At 61.0% G+C, this 18,398-nt stretch carries 14 protein-coding genes; 4 read left to right on the top strand and 10 right to left on the bottom strand.

Annotated elements, in window-relative coordinates; all coding sequences use genetic code 11:
* Positions 1-265: 265 nt before the first annotated feature.
* The gene (rph, locus tag G5137_RS17440) at positions 266-982 is read right to left on the bottom strand and encodes a ribonuclease PH (RefSeq protein WP_005339589.1); all 717 of its coding nucleotides are present in this window, start codon (positions 980-982) and stop codon (positions 266-268) included.
* 147 nt (positions 983-1,129) lie between these two features.
* Between rph and G5137_RS17435 the strand changes: the two genes are divergently transcribed.
* On the top strand, positions 1,130-1,993 hold the full coding sequence (locus G5137_RS17435; protein WP_042055361.1) for a YicC/YloC family endoribonuclease: 864 nt from the start codon (positions 1,130-1,132) through the stop codon (positions 1,991-1,993).
* 120 nt (positions 1,994-2,113) lie between these two features.
* On the opposite strand, the gene G5137_RS17430 is transcribed toward G5137_RS17435, so the two are convergent.
* Positions 2,114-3,019, bottom strand: a complete 906-nt coding sequence (locus tag G5137_RS17430; protein WP_421255727.1) for a LysR substrate-binding domain-containing protein — start codon at positions 3,017-3,019, stop codon at positions 2,114-2,116.
* A 120-nt stretch (positions 3,020-3,139) separates the two neighbouring features.
* Here G5137_RS17430 and G5137_RS17425 point away from each other — a divergent pair, with 120 nt between their 5' ends.
* Both G5137_RS17425 and fghA read left to right on the top strand, forming a co-directional pair.
* The gene (locus G5137_RS17425) at positions 3,140-4,267 is read left to right on the top strand and encodes an S-(hydroxymethyl)glutathione dehydrogenase/class III alcohol dehydrogenase (RefSeq protein ID WP_058056263.1); all 1,128 of its coding nucleotides are present in this window, start codon (positions 3,140-3,142) and stop codon (positions 4,265-4,267) included.
* 48 nt (positions 4,268-4,315) lie between these two features.
* A complete protein-coding gene (gene fghA, locus G5137_RS17420; protein ID WP_421255726.1) occupies positions 4,316-5,152 on the top strand; it encodes an S-formylglutathione hydrolase in 837 nt (278 codons plus the stop codon).
* 50 nt (positions 5,153-5,202) lie between these two features.
* On the opposite strand, the gene G5137_RS17415 is transcribed toward fghA, so the two are convergent.
* Positions 5,203-5,925, bottom strand: coding sequence for a head GIN domain-containing protein (locus tag G5137_RS17415; protein WP_421231128.1), 723 nt, complete (start codon positions 5,923-5,925; stop codon positions 5,203-5,205).
* Between the two features lie 363 nt (positions 5,926-6,288).
* Here G5137_RS17415 and ovoA point away from each other — a divergent pair, with 363 nt between their 5' ends.
* The gene (ovoA, locus tag G5137_RS17410; RefSeq protein WP_421255725.1) at positions 6,289-8,439 is read left to right on the top strand and encodes a 5-histidylcysteine sulfoxide synthase; all 2,151 of its coding nucleotides are present in this window, start codon (positions 6,289-6,291) and stop codon (positions 8,437-8,439) included.
* A gap of 79 nt (positions 8,440-8,518) precedes the next feature.
* On the opposite strand, the gene G5137_RS17405 is transcribed toward ovoA, so the two are convergent.
* From G5137_RS17405 to ebgR, 7 genes are all read right to left on the bottom strand, one after another.
* Positions 8,519-9,469 (bottom strand): bile acid:sodium symporter family protein, encoded by a 951-nt coding sequence (locus G5137_RS17405; protein ID WP_058056266.1) that lies wholly within the window; start codon positions 9,467-9,469, stop codon positions 8,519-8,521.
* A gap of 293 nt (positions 9,470-9,762) precedes the next feature.
* On the bottom strand, positions 9,763-11,208 hold the full coding sequence (locus tag G5137_RS17400; RefSeq protein WP_421255724.1) for an amino acid permease: 1,446 nt from the start codon (positions 11,206-11,208) through the stop codon (positions 9,763-9,765).
* Positions 11,209-11,374: 166 nt separating this feature from the next.
* Positions 11,375-11,713 carry a tRNA-binding protein gene (locus G5137_RS17395; protein ID WP_005342042.1) on the bottom strand — a complete coding sequence of 113 codons (339 nt, stop codon included), beginning with the start codon at positions 11,711-11,713 and terminating at the stop codon, positions 11,375-11,377.
* A gap of 76 nt (positions 11,714-11,789) precedes the next feature.
* On the bottom strand, positions 11,790-13,235 hold the full coding sequence (locus G5137_RS17390; RefSeq protein WP_421255723.1) for an amino acid permease: 1,446 nt from the start codon (positions 13,233-13,235) through the stop codon (positions 11,790-11,792).
* Between the two features lie 102 nt (positions 13,236-13,337).
* Positions 13,338-13,793: a beta-galactosidase subunit beta gene (locus G5137_RS17385; RefSeq protein ID WP_149153830.1), complete on the bottom strand. Its 456-nt coding sequence runs from the start codon at positions 13,791-13,793 to the stop codon at positions 13,338-13,340.
* Positions 13,790-16,864: a beta-galactosidase subunit alpha gene (gene ebgA / locus G5137_RS17380; RefSeq protein WP_421255722.1), complete on the bottom strand. Its 3,075-nt coding sequence runs from the start codon at positions 16,862-16,864 to the stop codon at positions 13,790-13,792. Before ebgA ends, G5137_RS17385 begins: the two co-directional genes overlap by 4 nt.
* A 321-nt stretch (positions 16,865-17,185) precedes the next feature.
* Entirely contained in the window at positions 17,186-18,151 is a 966-nt protein-coding gene (gene ebgR / locus G5137_RS17375; protein WP_005342046.1) for a transcriptional regulator EbgR, read from the bottom strand.
* Positions 18,152-18,398: the final 247 nt, after the last annotated feature.

Raw genomic sequence — 18,398 nt, 5'->3', positions numbered from 1 at the left:
CTGTTGACGCTTCGTCACAGCCGCGACGGAGTCGGTTTTTGCGCAGAACTAGGCATGAGATGCGAAGTTTGGTAATCCAAACGAGGCATCGAATAACGACGTTATGCACAAAAACAGACCCGTCCCTACGGGTTGCGTGGCAAAGGATGCCATGCGTTGTTGCAGGACTTGCCAAGGGAATAACCATTGGCGGCATCCTGCGCCTAGCCTGGCATCCTTTGACACTGCAACGCGACTTGTGCCGAAACATCAACAGGTCCTGGTATCAGGAGAGCGACTGCTTCTGCAGCGCAATGATGTCGGCGATGCCGCCCTTGGCGAGCGCCAGCATCTCCAGCAGCTCCTCATGGGTGAAGGGCTCGGCCTCCGCGGTGCCCTGCACCTCGATGATGCGACCATCTTCGGTCATCACCACGTTCATGTCGGTCTCGGCGGCGGAGTCTTCGATGTACTCCAGATCGCAGATGGCTTCACCCTGATACATACCGACGGAGACGGCGGCGATCATCTGCTTGAGCGGGCTCTGCTTGATCATGCCCTTCTCGACCATCCAGTTCAGCGCATCCACCAGCGCCACGCAGGCACCGGTAATGGAAGCGGTGCGGGTGCCGCCATCGGCTTGCAGCACGTCACAGTCAACTGTGATGGAGTGCTCGCCCAGCGCAGTCAGGTCTACCGCCGCGCGCAGGGAGCGGGCGATCAGACGGGAGATCTCCAGAGTGCGGCCACTCTGCTTGCCGGAGGCCGCTTCGCGGTTCATCCGGGAGTGGGTGGAGCGCGGCAGCATGCCGTATTCGGCAGTTACCCAGCCCTGATTCTTCCCTTTCAGGAAGCGCGGCACGCTGGTGTCAACGCTGGCGGTGCAGAGCACGCGAGTGTTACCGAACTCCACCAGCACTGAGCCTTCTGCATGTTTGGTGAAATTGCGGGTAATGGTAACTGGGCGAAGTTGCGCGGCACTGCGATCGCTTGGACGTGACATGGAACGGACCTCTGGGCTGGCTCAAATTGGCGGGGGATTATAAGTGATCCCGCCCCAAATATCAGCCGCTAAAACCAACACTTCGGCTGACGCCCTGCCCCCAGCTGGGTATAATCCCGCCACACTTCATCAAGCCCGGAACAATCAATGATTCACAGCATGACCGCCTACGCCCGCAAGGAATTCAAGGGCGACTGGGGCACAGCCGTTTGGGAAATTCGTTCGGTAAACCAGCGCTATCTGGAAACCTACATTCGCCTGCCGGAGCAACTGCGCAGCCTGGAGCCGGTACTGCGTGAGCGTTTCCGCGCCAAGCTGCAGCGCGGCAAGGTGGAGTGCAACCTGCGTTTTGAAGCCGCTCAGGCCGCTGCCAGCCAACTCCATATCAATGAAGAGCTGGCCAAGCTGATCATCGACAGCGCCAACTGGGTAATGAAAGAAGCAGGCCAGGGCCAGCTCAACCCGGTCGACGTACTGCGTTGGCCGGGCGTCATGGCTGCCGCCGAACAGGACATGGACGCGGTTGCCACCGAGCTGCTCGGCGGGTTTGACCAGACCATGGAAGATTTCCTCGCCTCCCGCGCCAGCGAAGGGGCCAACCTCAAGGCGCTGATCGAACAGCGTCTGGCCGGTATTCAGGTGGAAGTGAAGAAGGTGCGCGTCCACCTGCCGCAGATCATCGAGTGGCAGCGCCAGAAGCTCACCGACCGTCTGGCCGAAGCCAAGGTGGAGCTGGATCCGGCCCGCATCGAGCAGGAGATCGTGCTGCTGGCCCAGAAGATCGACGTGGCCGAAGAGCTGGATCGTCTGGAGATGCACATCAGCGAAACCAACAAGATCATGAAGAAGGGTGGCGCCTGCGGTCGTCGTCTCGACTTTATGATGCAGGAGTTCAACCGCGAGTCGAACACCTTGGGCTCCAAGTCCATCAATGCCGAAGTGACCCAGTCCGCCGTCGAGCTGAAAGTCCTCATCGAGCAGATGCGCGAGCAGATCCAGAATATCGAGTAATGGGTCACTGACCATCCGGTTGCTACCTGCAAAAGAGCCCTTGATTCCTCAAGGGCTCTTTTATTTTCAGGCCATCGCACCTGTCGCCCGCCGCCAGTGAGTCAACAGGCGGGGAACACCCTAGCCTATCGGCATCACCAGCGCCGGTTGGTGAGGGTCGCTCAGCCGTTCGGCCAGATAGTCCACCAGCAGCCGCACCTTGGGAGATAAGTGGCGGTTGTGGGGATAGAGGGCCCAGATCCCCTCCGCCGGCGCCCGCAGCTCCGGCAGCAGCTCGATAAGCTCGCCCCGGGCCAGGTGGTCGCTGACGTAGTAGTCCGGCAGCTGGATGATGCCGATCCCCTTGAGCGCCGCATCCAGCAGGGCGTGACCGCTGTTGCAGTGCAGCAGGCCGTGCACCCGCACGCTGTGGGGACGGCCATCCAGGGTGAAGTGCCACTCGTCGCTGTTGCCCACCAGGCAGGTGTGGCGAGTCAGCTCGGAGAGGCTGTTGGGTATGCCGTGGCGGGCGGTGTAGGCCGGTGAGGCGCAGACATAGGGCACCCGCTGCGCCAGCTTGCGCGCCACCAGCGTCGAATCCTTGAGGTGGCCGAGCCGCAGCGCCAGATCGTAGCCTTCGTGCACCAGATCCAGCAGCTGGTTGGTGAGGTTGAGGGTCACCTCCAGCTGGGGGAAGCGCACCATGAAGTCGTTCACCAGCGGGGCGATGCGGCTCTCGCCGTAGGAGACGGGGGCCGTAATGCGCAGGGTGCCCTGCGGCACCGCCTGATGGCGCCCCACCGCCAGCTCCGCCTCGTAGAGGTTGTCCAGCAGCTGACGGCAGTGGCGATAGTAGATCTCGCCAAGCTCGGTGAGCCGTACCTGACGGGTGGTACGCAGCAGCAACTTGGCCTGCAGCCGATCTTCCAGCTGTGCCACCTGACGGCTGACCTGCGCCACCGACACTCCCAGCTTGCGTGCCGCCGGGGTAAAGCCCCCCTGCTCCGCCACGCTGACAAATTCACAGATCCCTTCCCAGCCGAACATTATTACCTGTGTGTAAAAGTGATTTGAGATTTGCCCTCATTATCACCAAATCGGCGGGAAACTACACTGAGTGCCCGAACTCATCTCTGTTCACCCTGCTCAACAAGAAGGATGTCATTCATGGCACAGGTTCAAAGCATCAAGTGTAAAGCCGCCATCGCCTGGGGCCCGGGTCAGCCCCTCTCCATCGAAGAGGTGGAAGTCATGCCACCGCAAGCGGGCGAAGTGCGGGTGCGCATCGTCGCGACCGGCGTCTGCCACACCGATGCCTTCACCCTCTCCGGTGAGGATCCGGAAGGGGTCTTCCCCTGCATTCTCGGCCACGAGGGGGGCGGCATCGTCGAATCGGTCGGCGAGGGCGTCACCAGCGTCAAAGTGGGGGATCATGTGATCCCGCTCTACACCCCCGAGTGCGGCGAGTGCAAATTCTGCAAATCCGGCAAGACCAACCTCTGCCAGAAGATCCGCGCCACTCAGGGCAAGGGGCTGATGCCGGACGGCACCACCCGCTTCTCGAAAGATGGCCAGCCCATCTATCACTACATGGGCACCTCCACCTTCAGCGAATACACGGTACTGCCGGAGATCTCCATCGCCAAAGTGGACCCGGCCGCCCCACTGGAAGAGGTCTGTCTGCTCGGTTGTGGCGTCACCACCGGCATCGGCGCCGTGATGAACACCGCCAAGGTGAAGGAGGGTGAGAGCGTCGCCATCTTCGGGCTGGGGGGCATCGGCCTCTCGGCGGTGATCGGTGCCCGTCTGGCCAAGGCCGGTCGCATCATCGCCATCGACATCAACGAGAGCAAGTTCGAGCTGGCCCGCAAGCTGGGCGCCACCGACTGCATCAATCCGAACGATTACGACAAACCGATTCAGGAGGTGATCGTCGAGCTGACCGATGGCGGCGTCGACTTCTCCTTCGAGTGCATCGGCAACGTCAAGGTAATGCGTGCGGCGCTGGAGTGCTGCCACAAGGGCTGGGGCGAGTCGGTCATCATCGGCGTCGCCGGAGCGGGTCAGGAGATCAGCACCCGTCCGTTCCAGCTGGTGACCGGTCGGGTCTGGCGCGGCAGCGCCTTCGGCGGGGTTCGCGGTCGCAGCGAGCTGCCGAGCTATGTGCAGCGCTATATGCAGGGTGAGTTCCGCCTCGATGACTTCATCACCCACACCATGCCGCTGGAACAGATCAACGAGGCGTTCGACCTGATGCATGAAGGCAAGAGCATTCGCACCGTCATCCACTACTGAGCATGATCACCCCGCCCGCCATCGTGGGCGGGGTGCAGGAGTCTTTCGATGAATCTGGAGATTATCAGCAGCAACAAGAGCTTCGGCGGCTGGCACAAGCGCTGTCGCCACCACGCCAGCGTGCTCGGCTGCGAGATGAGTTTTGCCATCTATCTGCCGCCCCAGGCCCTCACCGGCCAGAAGGTGCCCGTGCTCTACTGGCTCAGCGGCCTCACCTGCACCGATGAGAACTTCATGCAGAAGGCGGGTGCCCAGCGCATCGCCGCCGAGCTTGGCATCGCCCTGGTGGCACCGGACACCAGCCCCCGCGGCGACGGCGTGGCCGACGATCCCGGTTATGACCTCGGCATGGGCGCAGGTTTTTACGTCAATGCCAGCCAGAGCCCCTGGCAGGCGCACTACCAGATGTATGACTACGTCACCCGCGAACTGCCTGACTTGATCGAGACCCACTTCCCGGTCTCGACCCGACGCGCCATCAGCGGCCACTCCATGGGCGGTCACGGTGCGCTCATCGCCGCTCTGCGCGAGCCCGGTCGCTACCGCTCGGTCTCGGCGTTCAGCCCGATCTGCCACCCGAGCCGCTGCCCCTGGGGCCAGAAGGCGCTCGGCGCCTACCTCGGCAGCAATCCCTTGTTGTGGCAGGAGTGGGATGCCTGCCAGCTGCTGCGCCACCAGCCGGTCACGCCGCTGCCCACCCTGGTGGATGTGGGACTGGATGATCCCTTCCTCGCCGAGCAGTTGCACATCGATGCGCTGGCCGAGGTGGCCACCAGCAAGGAGTGGCCGCTGGAGCTCAACCGCCACGAGGGCTATGACCACAGCTACTACTTCGTGGCGAGCTTTATCGAGGCGCACCTGCGCTTTCACGCCCGCCACCTCTGATCAAAACAGGCCCGTTGCGGGCCTGTTTCAGTTGTGGTGATCGGTTGATATCAGCTGCCCGCTCGGGTCACGCCGCCGGAGCCTGCGATCTGCTGCTCCACCTTGGGATCGCCCCAGTAGGCGATGTTGCCTGAGCCGGCGATGCCGACTTTCAGCGTCTCCTGCGCCCGTACCGCCACATCACCACTGCCGGCGATATTGACCTCTACCTCGTTGCCGCGCATCTCGCTCCCGAGCACATCGCCAGCACCGGCAATGTTCAGCTCGATAGCCTGTGCCGAACCGCTGCCCAGCTCCAGACTGCCGGTGCCAGCGATATTCCCTTCCAGCCGTTGCAGCTCCAGCTGACTGGCGACGATGTCACCGGTACCGGCCACCGACAGCACCAGCTCATCGCCCTTGAAGCCGCTCAGATCGCCGTTGCCGGTCCCGGCCAATGCCAGTTCGTTCAACACCGGCAAGGTGATGGTCAGCTCCAGCGGCTCGGTAGGCTCGAGCCGGTAACCCTCCTTCACCTCGATCTCCAGCTTGTCGCCGCTCTCGGTCAGCACCAGATAGGGCAGCAGGTTCTCCTGCCCCTTGATCAGGATACCGCGCGGCTCCCCCGCTACCAGATGGAGGGTGGCAGGCACACCCGCCAGCACCCGGGTCACCCCGTCACCGAGCGCCTGCTGGCGCTCGACCACAGCCCCCGTTCCGGTCACTCTGGTCTGATCCAGCCAGTGACAACCACTGAGCCCTGCCATCAACATGACAACCATCATCCATTTCATCGCTACTCTCCTCCTTATGTGTTGGCCATCCAGGGCCAATTGGTTTTCATGCTATGCAAAGCGCGAGCCAAAAATTAACCTAATGATTCAAAAGGAAATAACTTTTTCACCCAGAACAGAACGAAGAATTAAGAGAGCCATTTAGACCATATTTTGGTGAAAATAACCATTCTCGAACGGATATGATTGTGGCTGATTGGCGGGTCGTCCTGCCGGTCACTATGCTGACAGCCCGTGGAAGTTTTTAATTGTCCTGCCGGTCTGTTGAGCCAATAGTGGTACTTCGTGCGTACCAAGCTCTCCATTGCGGTAATGTCATTACCACTGTCTTGTCAGTCTTCACTGCCAACAAGGAGTCAGAGCGTGACCCAAGCAAGCCCTCTCTATGCCACCGCCACCGGTCTGCCGGAACCGACTCGCACCCCGTTGCTGACCGGCAGCGATCCCGAGCAGAAACGGCGCGAGCTGCTCGCCTACTTCTGCCAGACCTTCGATCTCTACGACTCGCTGTTCGACTGTCTGGCCGATGAGCGGGCCTGGTTCAACAAGGCGATCCCGCTGCGCCACCCGCTCATCTTCTACTACGGCCACACCGCCGCCTTCTTTATCAACAAGCTGCTGGCGGCACGCCTGATCGATCAGCGGCTGGATGCCCGCATCGAGGCCATGGTCGCCATCGGGGTGGACGAGATGAGCTGGGACGATCTGGACGAGACCCACTACGACTGGCCCAAAGTTAGCGAGCTGCGCAGCTATCGGGCCAAAGTCCGTTCGCTGGTGTGCGACTTCATCCGCCAGATGCCGCTCACCCTGCCCATCGACTGGCAGAGTCCGGCCTGGGTGATCCTGATGGGGATAGAGCACGAGCGCATCCACCTCGAGACCTCCAGCGTGCTGATCCGCCAGTTGCCGATCGCCTGGGTGCGGCCGCAGCCTTATTGGCCCGCCTGCGCCGAAGCACGCCACCGCATTGATCAGGTGCCCGCCAACAGCCTGCTGCCGGTGGCCGGCGGCAAGGTGCGCCTTGGCAAGCAGGACGCCACCTACGGCTGGGACAACGAATATGGCGAGCGCCAGATCGAGCTGGCCCCGTTTCAGGCCAGCCGCATGCTGGTGAGCAATGCCGAGTACCTCGCCTTCGTCCAGGCGGGCGGCTATGGCCAACAACAGTGGTGGGATGAGGAGGGATGGGGCTGGTGCCAGTACGCCAAGGCGCAGATGCCCACCTTCTGGGTGGGTGATCCCACCGAGCCCGAACAATTGCAGCTGCGGCTGATGACCGAGCAGGTCGCCATGCCCTGGGACTGGCCGGTCGAGGTGAATCAGCTGGAAGCGGCTGCCTTCTGCCGCTGGAAGGCGGCCCGGACCGGACTCCCCATCCAGCTGCCGAGCGAGGCGGAGTGGCAGCTGCTGCGCGAGCAGCTACCCGGCGATCAGCCGGACTGGACAGAGGCCCCCGGCAATATCAATCTGGCCCGTTTTGCCTCCTCCTGCCCGGTGGATGCCTGCCCGCAAGGGGAGTTCTTCGATCTGGTGGGCAATGTCTGGCAGTGGACCAGCACCGCCATCGATGGCTTCGACGGCTTTAAAATCCACCCGCTCTACGACGACTTCTCCACCCCGACCTTTGATGGCAAGCACACCCTGATCAAGGGGGGCAGCTGGATCAGCACAGGTAACGAAGCGCTCAAATCATCCCGTTACGCCTTTCGGCGTCACTTCTTCCAGCATGCGGGTTTCCGCTATCTGGTCTCCCGTTATCAGGAACCCGTTATCGTGAATCCCTATGAAACCGACACGCTGGTCGCTCAGTACCTCGACTTCCAGTACGGCCCCAGCCACTTCGGGGTCGCCAACTACGCCAAGACGCTTGCTGATCTTGCTGGCGAGCTGTGCAGCAACCACCAGCGGGCACTGGATATCGGCTGTGCCACCGGCCGCGCCAGCTTCGAACTGGCTCGCCACTTCCAGCATGTGGACGGGGTCGACTACTCGGCCCGCTTCATCGATGTGGCGCTGGCCCTCGCCAGCCAGGACAGCTTCCGCTACGCCATTCCGCTGGAGGGTGAACTGGTGGAGTATTGCGAGGCACGCCTGTCGAGCCACAGGCTGGGGGCGAGTCAGGCTGAGCGCATCCACTTCAGTCAGGGGGATGCCTGCAACCTCAAGCCCAAATATGACCACTACGATCTGGTGCTCGCCTCCAACCTGATCGACCGGCTGCGGGAGCCCGCCCGCTTCCTGCGGGATATCGCTCCCCGGCTGCGCAGCGGTGGCCTGCTGGTGCTCACCAGCCCCTATACCTGGCTGGCGGAATATACTCCGCCCGCCAACTGGCTCGGCGGCATTCGTGAAAACGGCGAGGCGCTCACCACCTATCAGGCGCTGCAACGGCTGCTGGCGGCGGAGTTCGAGGAGCACTGCCCGCCGCGGGATGTGCCTTTCGTCATCCGCGAGACCGCCCGCAAATACCAGCACACGGTGGCGCAGCTCACCGTCTGGCGCAAACGCTAGCACGCCGGTCGACATGCAGATGAAAAGAGGGAGGCCAACGGGCCTCCCTCTTTTCATGGCAGTCAAAATGGCGCGAGTATCAATGCCCCTGCTCGTGATAGCGGCGGGCCAGCACGGCGCAGACCATCAGCTGGATCTGGTGGAAGATCATCAGCGGCAGCACCATCACCCCGACGCTGGCGGCGGGGAACATGACGTTGGCCATGGGTACCCCGTTGGCGAGGCTCTTCTTGGAGCCGCAGAATACGATGGTGATCTCGTCCGCCTTGTCGAAGCCGAGGCGACGGCTGATCCAGACGTTCCAGCAGAGCACCAGCGCCAGCAAGACGCAACTCAGCAGCACGATACTGGCCAGATCGTACCAGCCCACTTGGTGCCAAATCCCCTGCACCACCGCCTCGCTGAAGGCCACATAGACCACCAGCAGGATGGAGCTCTGATCCAGCTTGCCGATGAGCGGCCGGTGGCTGTCGACCCAGCGGCCAATGAGCGGACGCGACAGGTGGCCCACCACAAAAGGCAGCATCAGCTGCATCATGATGGACTGGATGGAGTGCCAGGTGTCGATCCCCTCCCCCTGTACGTGGATCATCATCCCCACCAGCACCGGCGAGAGAAAGATACCGAGGATGCTGGAGGCCGAGGCGCTGCACACCGCCGCCGACACATTGCCGCCAGCCATGGAGGTAAAGGCGATAGCCGACTGCACGGTGGCAGGCAGAGCGCAGAGATAGAGGAAGCCAAGGTAGATGGCCGGGCTCAGCCAGCTCGGCACCAGCGGGGTGAGCAGCAGCCCCAGCAGCGGAAAGAGCACGAAGGTGCTGAGCATCACCACCAGATGAAGCCGCCAGTGGCCGAGGCCCGCCAGCAGGTTCTGGCGCGACAGCTTGGCGCCATGCATGAAGAACAAGAGCGCCACCGCCAGCTTGGTCAGCAGACCGAACCAGACGGCCACCTGCCCCTCGCAGGGAAAGAGGGAGGCCAGGGTGACCACCGCAATCAGCACAACAGTAAAGGGATCCAGACGCACGAAAGGTCTCCATCAGAGGGGCATCCTGCTGCCGTGACGGCAGTCAGGATTGGGGATGACAAGAAACAGAGCGGGAGATGTCTGGCACCTCCCGCTAAAACGAACCTCCAGCTTACCCCGATAACGGAGAGGCGCAACGTTGTGCAGCGGTTAATTGTTCATCAATGCTTAACGCCTTTGCTTTGTCGAATAGCGGAAGTTGATGACCCGCGGCCAGATAGCGCCAAACCGGCGCGAAATGGATAAAAAAACGGGCGACCAAGGCCGCCCGTCTCGCTTTTTCGTTCTGCCGATCAGCGCTGGCTGGCCAGCTTGCCGTTGCCGATCTTCTTGTCATTGCCGGCGAGCTTGCGGGACTGCCGCTTCTCGAAGCGGGAGATCCACCAGTATGCCAGTGCCGAGAAGACCGCGGTCATAAAGACGTTGATGAAGAAGGCGCGTACCAGATCCACTCCGGCCGGGAAGGCAGAAGCGCTCATGCTCACCACGAAGATGGCGATCAGCACCGACACCACGCCCATCCCGAAGGTGCGCGACCCCATGCGGAAGTCACGGGGGGTGTCGTCATGTTTCCAGCGAAACACGAAGTAGGCCACCATGATGAAGATCGGCGGCAACATAGCGGTGCCGGCGGTAAGGTTGATGGCGGTGTTCATCATCTGCTGCACCGACTCGGAGCCGAAGCCGTTGACCACCAGCATCGCGAACACAAAGACAAACTGCCACCAGGCGGCGCGCACCGGCACGCCGTGCTCGTTGAGCTGGGTGGTCTTCTCGCCGTAAACCCCCTGCGGGATCTCGGAGAAGTGGATCTTCACCGGCGCCGAGGTCCACATCATCATGGAGCCGAACATGGCGATAAACAGCACCACGCCGACGAAGCGGCCCACCAGCGCCTCGGAAAGCCCGAAATACTGCGCCATGCCGGTGAAGATCTCCACCATGCCGCCGGCATAGGTGAGGCTCTCGCGCGGCACGAACACGTTCACCAGCAGGGAACCGACCGCATACATGGCGCCGATGACGATGCCGGCGCTGATGATCACCTTGATGAAGGACTTCTGGCCACCCTTCACATCATTGAGGTAGGCCGCTGCGGTCTCGGCACCACCCGCCGCCTGGAAGATCCAGCACATGATGCCGAGGGTCGCCCAGTTGACGGTGGGAGTCATCGCCTCCAGCGTGATGGGCTGGGCCGGCACATGATCGCCACTCAAAGCCATCAGGGCGCCCAGCACATAGATGGCGAACAGGGCAAACACACCGTAGGCCACTATTTCGGCAATCTTGCCAAGCCAGCTCGCCCCCTTGGTGGAGATATGGGTCGCCGCCGCAAACAGCACGATGGAGATGATCGAAGTGACCATGGGCGAGAAGCTGTACTCATAGCCCAGCATGGCGTAGGAGGCGTAGGCGATGACGTTGGGCAGCAGAGAGACGAACCAGAACAGGTTCACGAACCAGTAGAGAAACGAACCCAGATAGGCCATCCGGGTACCGAGCGGCTTTTTCAGCCAGTCGTACATCCCCGACTCGGAGTTTTTATTGGCCGAGACGAACTCGGCGATGATGAAGACGAACGGGATGAAGTAGACGATGGTCGCCAGCAGGAAGATAGGGGCTGAGCTGAGCCCCAGTTCGATGTTGTTGTTGACGATGTTGCGCACGTTGAATACGGCGGCAAAGGTCATCGACAACAGGGCAAACTTGCCTATGGTGCCGCGTACGGATTCAGACATGGTGTCCTCCAGTGGACTCGCGCTCCCTGCGGGTAACGCTGTGACTCTGTGATGTGTTCGGCAAGGGTCTGTCGGCCCTGCGCTTTACTCTCTTGTTATGATCGGGCCGCGTGGGCGGCCTCGTTGGTGAACCGGTGCCGTCTCCAGCACCGGCTCGCAATACCAGTCAGACGATCGGAGTGCCCGGCGCCATCGGCACCCGCGGCTGCAACAGCACGCTCTGGCTCTCGTCCGGGGTCTCGGCGCAGAGCAACATGCACTCGGAGCGCTCGCCGCGCATTTTGGTGGGCTTAAGGTTGGTCAGTACCACCACCTCGCTGCCCATCAGCTCCTCTTCGCTGTAGTAGGGCACCAGACTGGTGACGGTCTGCAGCGGCCGCTCGCCACCCACGTCGATCTGGACGATGTAGAGTTTGTCGGCCCCGGGGTGACGCACCACCTCCAGCACCTTGCCCACCTTCATCTCGACCCGTTTGAATTCGGCAAACTCGATCGTCTCGCTCATGCTCTTTTCCTTTTCTGGTTCAACGGTTTGCGGGTGGCCAACGGCCACCCGGTTTGATTGGGATTCAATGCAGTGGCTATGGCGTCTGCATGGCAACCTGCGCTGTCGGCTCGGCCTCTTTGGCACGCGCTTCGGCACTGAGGGAGGCCTCGTATCTGTTGTATTTCCACCAGGCGAAGCCGAGGAAAATCACGATCCCGCCGACGTTGTAGAAGATGATGGTCATGATGTCGGCGCCGGTCGGGAAGGTGGAGGCGAGGAAGCCCACCGAGAAGATGGCGATCAGCACCGAGACCACGGCGATGCCGGTGGTGCGCGAACCCATCCTGAACTCCCGCGGCAGGTGGTCGAGCTTCAAACGCAGATTGAGGTAGGCCAGCATGATGAACAGCGGCGGCAGCATGGAGGCGGCGGCGGTCATGTTGATGACGGTGTTCATCAGATCCTGCGCTGTGTTGGAGCCCAGGGTCGGGATCACCATCAGCGGCAGCACGATGAGGTACTGGATCCAGGCAGCACGGGCGGGCACGCCGTTCTCGTTCAGCTCGACGGTTTTCTTGCCAAAGATGCCGGCCGGGATTTCGGAGAAGAAGATCTTCACCGGGGTCGCCGTCCACATCAGCAGGGAGCCGAACATGGCGGTGAAGGAGACCAGCCCGACAAAGCGGTTCATCAGGATCTCCGGCAGGCCGAAGTAGGCTGCCAGCCCTTCAAACACCTGCACCGAGCCGCCGGTATATTTCAGGGTACCGCTCGGCACGAACACGTTGATCAGCAGGGAGGCGATGGAGTAGAGCACGCCGATAAAGATCCCGGCGATGATGATCACCTTCACGAATGACTTGGAGCCCCCCTTCACGTCATTGACGTAGACCGCCACCGACTCGGCGCCACCGGCTGCCATAAAGATCCAGGTGGTGATACCGAGGAAGGCCCAGCTGAAATCGGGGACCATGGCCTCTACCGTGATGGGGTCAGCCGGTTGCACACCGCCCACCAGAGCCGCACCTGCCAGCAGAATGTAGGAGAGGGTCAGCAGCAGCATCAGGGACGAGGTCACCGAGGTGATGGGGCCGAGCATCTTGGCGCCGTTGGTGGAGACGTAGGTGGCAAAGGCAAACAGCACCATGCTCAACGCCGTGGTCGCCACCGGGGTGAGAATGTACTCGTAGCCGAGGAAGGCATAGGAGGCGTAGGCGATAACCCGCGGCAGCAGCGAGGTGAAGAAGAAGAGGTTCACGAACCAGTAGGTGTAGGCGGAGATGAAGGCCCAGCGACCGCCGAGGGAGCTCTTCACCCAGGCATAAACCCCCGCTTCGGAGTTCTTATTCAGTGACACAAATTCCGCAATGATCAGACAAAACGGAATGAAGTAAAAAATGGTGGCCAGAAAGAACATCGGGGCCGAGGCCAGACCGATCTCGATGTTGTTGTTGATGACGTTGTTGAAGCTGAATACCGCCGCGAAGGTGAGCGACAGCAGACCAAACTTGCCTATCGTATTGCGTTTGGAATCAGACATGGTGCATCTCCAGACCTGTAGTTATCTCGCGAAAGGGCGGGGCATGATTTGTAGGGTGAGCCCCGCCCTTCCGGCTTTTGTCAATGCAGAACCGGCGGCTTGTTATTTGTTCTTGAAGTAGCCGCCTTCGACGGTGACCTTGATGATCACTTTGCGCACCGGCCCGTCGCCGACGAACCGGTAGGCTTCATCGTTCTCGAAGATCACCACCTGACCGTTACCGACTTTCTGGCGCTCACGCACCTCGCCGGCCAGCCACTCGCGGTCGGTGGTGTCGTCATAGGCCTGCTCGACCCGCAGATCCGGCTTGGCAGCCCACTCCACCGTCTCTTCCCCTTCCAGGTAGTAGTGGACGTCGAAGTAGCGGCGCTGCCCCTCGAACAGGGAGGTGGCCGGGCTGGCCCCCTCCTGCAAGCGGTAGGTGAGGGAGTCACCGATGGAGTGGCAGATGCCGGGCTTGAGGTTCGGCAGGTTGTTGATGGCCTCCACGCAGCGGCCCCACTTCTTGCCCTCCCGGTAGATGTTTTTGAACAGGGTCAGGTTGTCCAGGGTGATCATGCGAGGTTCCTCCCGCCGTTGATGGTGAGGTCGAGCCCGGCCAGCGCAGCCGGATTGAGGTTGCCACGGGCGATGGGCAGCAGGGTCAGGCCGAAGCAGAACGGCTCGAAGCGCACCCGCCAGGAGTCCAGCACCTCGGAGCCCCAGGAGTTGGAGCCGAGCCCCAGTACCTTGTGATCCAGATTGAGGGTGAGATAACCGCAGGGCTCCAGCTCGTTGATGTGCTGCGCCGCGTGGATATGCTCCCAGCTGTAGGGCCAGACGCTCAGGTTGATGGGGGCATCGGGCCGCACGTAGAGACCGGCGCCGTGACGGTTGGTCAGGGTCGCCCAGCGCACCTGCTGGCGGTTGCCGTTATCCTGTGGGAAGGGGTAGTGCTCCCACATCTCGCTGACTGTACTCTGGAAGCTGTCGATCCAGTTGCTCTGGCGGCTGTCCTGATAGTTCTCGCCCGGTCCCATGCCGTAGTAGTGCACCCGGTCGAGATCCTGACGAATACCCAGCTCGAAGCCGATCTTGGGGATGATGTCGTCATAGCCACCGTAGGGCTGGCCGGACAGTGCCACGTGCAGCTGGCCGTTCGGGCTCAGGGTGTAGACGTAGCGGCAGCGCATGCCGAAATCGAACACCGGCGGCGCGATCAGGCTCTCGACCGTCACCTCGACCACCTCACCCAGCTGGCGCCAGCTTAAGGTGCGGAAGTGCTCCTGCATGATCTGCAGGTGATTCGGGTGCCACAGGCTCTCGTACTCCTGCTTGTGGTTGTCGATCATCGGCTTGAAGAAGGTGAGGCGCGGCGCGCGCTCAATCAGCTCGATACCATCCTGCTGCCAGCTCACCAGCTTGCCGTCGAGGCGCGAGAAACGCAGGGCAAAGCCGCTGCCACTCAGGGTCAGCGCGAGGCGCTCATCGGCAATCTGCAGCGCAGTAGCATTGGGATTGGCAAAGGGCAGCAGCTGGCGAGTCGACTCTTTCAGCCGGAACTGGTACTGGCCCAGCTCGTGCTCCGCCGCGCTGTAGCGGGTGGCACTGGCCTTGATGACCCGCAGCTGGACGAAGGTTTCCCGCCCATCGAGGGATGGCAGTTCGAGTTGCAGATCGGTAGTGGCACCGGGGGCAATCCCTTCAAGTCGGATTTGCTGGCTGGCCAGCAGTTCGCCCTCGGCTTTCACTTCGACCAGCAGACGGATATCGTCGAGAGTGGAGAACCAGTAGCGGTTTTCGACCGCCAGCTTGCCGCTCGCCAGATCCAGAGCGCGCACCTTGACCGGGCAGATCACCTGCTTGTATTCGCGCAGGCCAGGCCCCGGGGTCTGATCCGGATAGATGAGGCCATCCATGCAGAAGTTGTAGTTGTTGGGGTAGTCGCCGTAGTCGCCGCCGTACTTGTAAACGGGGCGCCCCTGCTCGTCCTGATCCAGAATGCCGTGATCGCACCACTCCCAGATGTAGTGACCCTGAATGTGGGGATGGCGGTCAAACACCTGCTGGTACTCGCTGAGGCCACCCGGGCCATTACCCATGGCGTGGGCGTATTCGCAGAGGATGCGCGGCTTATCCATCGGGAACTCGCCGAAGCAGTTCATCTGGGAGACGCGGGAATACATGGTACTAACCACGTCCACCACCTCGGCATCGCGATCCTCTTCGTAATGCACCAGCCGGGTCGGGTCGATCGCCTTGCAGCGCTGGTACATGGCCCTGATGTTGCAGCCGTAGCCGGATTCGTTGCCGAGTGACCAGATGATGATGGAGGGGTGGTTCTTCTGGGCGTGCACGTGGCGCTCTATGCGATCCACGAACACCGGCTCCCAGAAGGGGTCATCGGTGATGCGGCTGAGATCGCCGACGTTGGCAAAGCCGTGGGTCTCCACGTCGGTCTCCGCCATCACGAACAGGCCGTACTGGTCGCACAGCTCGTAGAAGCGCGGGTCGTTCGGGTAGTGGGCAGTGCGCACCGAGTTGAGGTTGTGCTGCTTCATCAGCACGATATCGCGCTCCACCCGATCCATGCCGACCGCGCGACTCTTGAGGTGGTCGTTGTCGTGACGGTTCACCCCGTGCAGCTTGAGGTAGTGGCCGTTGACGTAGAAGAGGCCATCCTTGACCTTGATTTCACGCACCCCGACCCGCTGCGGGATCACTTCCAGCAGCTCACCCCGACCGTTGTAGAGGGAGAGTTGCAGCTGGTAGAGGTAAGGGTCTTCGGCGCTCCACAGATGGGGGTTGGCCAGATCCAGCGTGAAGTGGCAATCACACTTGCCGTCGATGGCGAGATGGTCGAGGGAGCCGCTGGCGATCTCGCTGCCCTGATCCAGCAGGGACCAGACCAGACGGTGATCACGGGCGGCCGCCCCCAGGTTCTCGAGCTGGATATCGCAGCTCAGGGTAGCGCTCTGATTGTCATCGGCCAGCGCGGTGCGGATGAAGAAGTCCTGCACATGGGCGGCCGGTTTGCCCACCAGATAGACGTCGCGGAAGATCCCCGCCATCCACCACATGTCCTGATCTTCGATATAGGTGGAGTCGGCCCACTGCATCACCCGCACCGACAGCAGGTTCTCCCCAACCTTGGCGTAGGCGCTGATATCGAACTCGGCGGTGAGACGACTCCCCTTGCTGAAGCCGACGTAGTGGCCGTTCACATAGACCTCGAAGTAGGTCTCCACCCCGTCAAACTTGATGATCACCTGCTCGCCGTCCCAGGCCGGGCTCAGCGTGAAGCTGCGCTGATAGGCGCCGGTGGGGTTGTTAGTCGGCACGAAGGGCACGTCGATGGGGAAGGGAAAACCTTCGTCAGTGTACTGCAGCTGGCCATGACCCTCCATCTGCCACATGTTGGGCACGGTGATCTGGCTCCACTCGTTCATGGGGCTGTGATAGAAGGCCTCCGGCACCTGCAGGGGGTGGTCGAAGTAGTGGAACTGCCACTGGCCGCCAAGGCTCAGAAAACGGCGACTCAGCTCGCGCTGCATAGTGGCCGCCAGCGCGTGGTCGGCATAAGAGAAGAAGTAGGCGCGCGGAGCCAGCCTGTTTTCACCAACGAATTGGACGTTTTCCCAGTTATTCACATGTCCTCCCGGAACAAGGCAACGTTAACTGGGTAAACTCTAGATAAACATTTACTAAATATCAGCTTTAGATTGGTAAAGTTTTAACCTGATCACAATGAACAGATGGTTTTGTGAGCGAGATCAGAAGCGGGAGATAAAGGAGGGCAAGATATGGATGAGTGGCATGGATGTTGATAAGAGTTGGCTGGTTAGCAATAAAATCAACTATAAAACAATATGATATGAAGTTACTGGATGATATGGGAAAGAGGTTTGCTTGGGAGAGGTGTCGCACCACCGCAAGATGGCGCGACTAAAAAGTGACTTATTTTACTAAAATCAGCGGGTGGTGCCACGCAGGGTCAACTTGCTCGGTACCAGCACCCGAAGGGGAATATCCCGCTCGTCTCGCAGCCGCTCAACCAGCAAATTGACCCCCTGGGAGCCCATCAACTCGGAGTGGATCCGCACCGTGGAGAGCGGCGGGAAGGTGAACTTGGCGGTCGGAATATCGTTGACGCTGATAAGCTCGATCTGCTGGGGAATCGCCAGTCCCTTCTCATGAATGGCACGCAGCACACCAATGGCGATGGAGTCGGAGGCGACGAACAGCGCCTTGGGCCAATCCCCTGCCAGCATCTCCTTCGCCAACTGGTAGCCGGAGGCGCTGGAGAAGTCGCCGCGATAGAGATCGCTCTCCTGCACCACCCCCAGCCGCTGGCCATAATCCCGGAAGGCCAGTTCGCGCAGATCAGGATTCTCATCCTGGCCACCGATATAACCGATACGCTGGTGCCCCTGCGCGATGAAGTAATCGACGACCTGCTGGCTGATCAGGGCGAGATCCACATCGACCGAGTCGAACTCTCCCTGTGAACGGCAGTCGACAAACACCAGCTGGCTGGAACAAGCCCTTAGCTGGACGAGACGTTCGGCTGTGAGTGTGCCGACCACCAGAATGCCATCCACGGCGCTCAATTCACGCCCTTCACCACAGTTGTAGAGATGGGTCAGTTCGATATTGAGGCGGGCACTCTGGGTCTCGATGCCATAACGGATAGCGAGATAGTAAGGGTCGTTGACCTCGGTACTCTGGGGATAGGCATAGACCACCAGAAAGTGCAGCTTGCTCTTGTGCACCCCCTTGCGGGCGCTGCTGGTCTTGTACTCCAGCCGTTCGGCAATCTCGAAGATCCGCTGCTTGGTCTCTTCCTTGACGCTCAGGCTGGGATCCTCGTTCAGTACCCGGGATACCGTGGCGAGAGAAACCCCCGCTTCCTGTGCAATTTCCTTCAACGTAGCCATCAATACCTCGCTGGCAGCATCACGTGTTAATCGGCAACGGCTAAAGAGTAACGGGCAATCCCTTGATAGCCCAGCACTTTTACTAAAATGCCGGCGGCAGGGCAGTTTTTGAATTGCAGAAATGCAAAAAGGCCTCCCGAATGGGAAGCCTCTTCTAAATAGGTGCCTGACAGTGTCCTACTCTCGCATGGCGAATGCCACACTACCATCGGCGCTACCGCGTTTCACTTCTGAGTTCGGCATGGGA

It is taken from the genome of Aeromonas sp. 600282 (assembly GCF_049175755.1).
GTDB classification, from domain to species: Bacteria; Pseudomonadota; Gammaproteobacteria; order Enterobacterales; family Aeromonadaceae; genus Aeromonas; species Aeromonas veronii_A.
The sequence above is the reverse complement of the archived record's forward strand: the minus strand, read 5'-3'. Positions and strand labels throughout refer to the sequence as shown.

What these genes read in the sequence shown, in the direction of transcription:
- G5137_RS17415 (WP_421231128.1), bottom strand. Translation starts at nt 5,925, where the DNA reads ATGAAATGGATGATGGTTGTCATGTTGATGGCAGGGCTCAGTGGTTGT.
- ebgR (WP_005342046.1), bottom strand. Translation starts at nt 18,151, where the DNA reads ATGGCTACGTTGAAGGAAATTGCACAGGAAGCGGGGGTTTCTCTCGCC.
- G5137_RS17400 (WP_421255724.1), bottom strand. Translation starts at nt 11,208, where the DNA reads ATGTCTGAATCCGTACGCGGCACCATAGGCAAGTTTGCCCTGTTGTCG.
- G5137_RS17385 (WP_149153830.1), bottom strand. Translation starts at nt 13,793, where the DNA reads ATGATCACCCTGGACAACCTGACCCTGTTCAAAAACATCTACCGGGAG.
- G5137_RS17435 (WP_042055361.1), top strand. Translation starts at nt 1,130, where the DNA reads ATGATTCACAGCATGACCGCCTACGCCCGCAAGGAATTCAAGGGCGAC.
- G5137_RS17425 (WP_058056263.1), top strand. Translation starts at nt 3,140, where the DNA reads ATGGCACAGGTTCAAAGCATCAAGTGTAAAGCCGCCATCGCCTGGGGC.
- fghA (WP_421255726.1), top strand. Translation starts at nt 4,316, where the DNA reads ATGAATCTGGAGATTATCAGCAGCAACAAGAGCTTCGGCGGCTGGCAC.
- G5137_RS17390 (WP_421255723.1), bottom strand. Translation starts at nt 13,235, where the DNA reads ATGTCTGATTCCAAACGCAATACGATAGGCAAGTTTGGTCTGCTGTCG.
- G5137_RS17395 (WP_005342042.1), bottom strand. Translation starts at nt 11,713, where the DNA reads ATGAGCGAGACGATCGAGTTTGCCGAATTCAAACGGGTCGAGATGAAG.
- rph (WP_005339589.1), bottom strand. Translation starts at nt 982, where the DNA reads ATGTCACGTCCAAGCGATCGCAGTGCCGCGCAACTTCGCCCAGTTACC.
- G5137_RS17430 (WP_421255727.1), bottom strand. Translation starts at nt 3,019, where the DNA reads ATGTTCGGCTGGGAAGGGATCTGTGAATTTGTCAGCGTGGCGGAGCAG.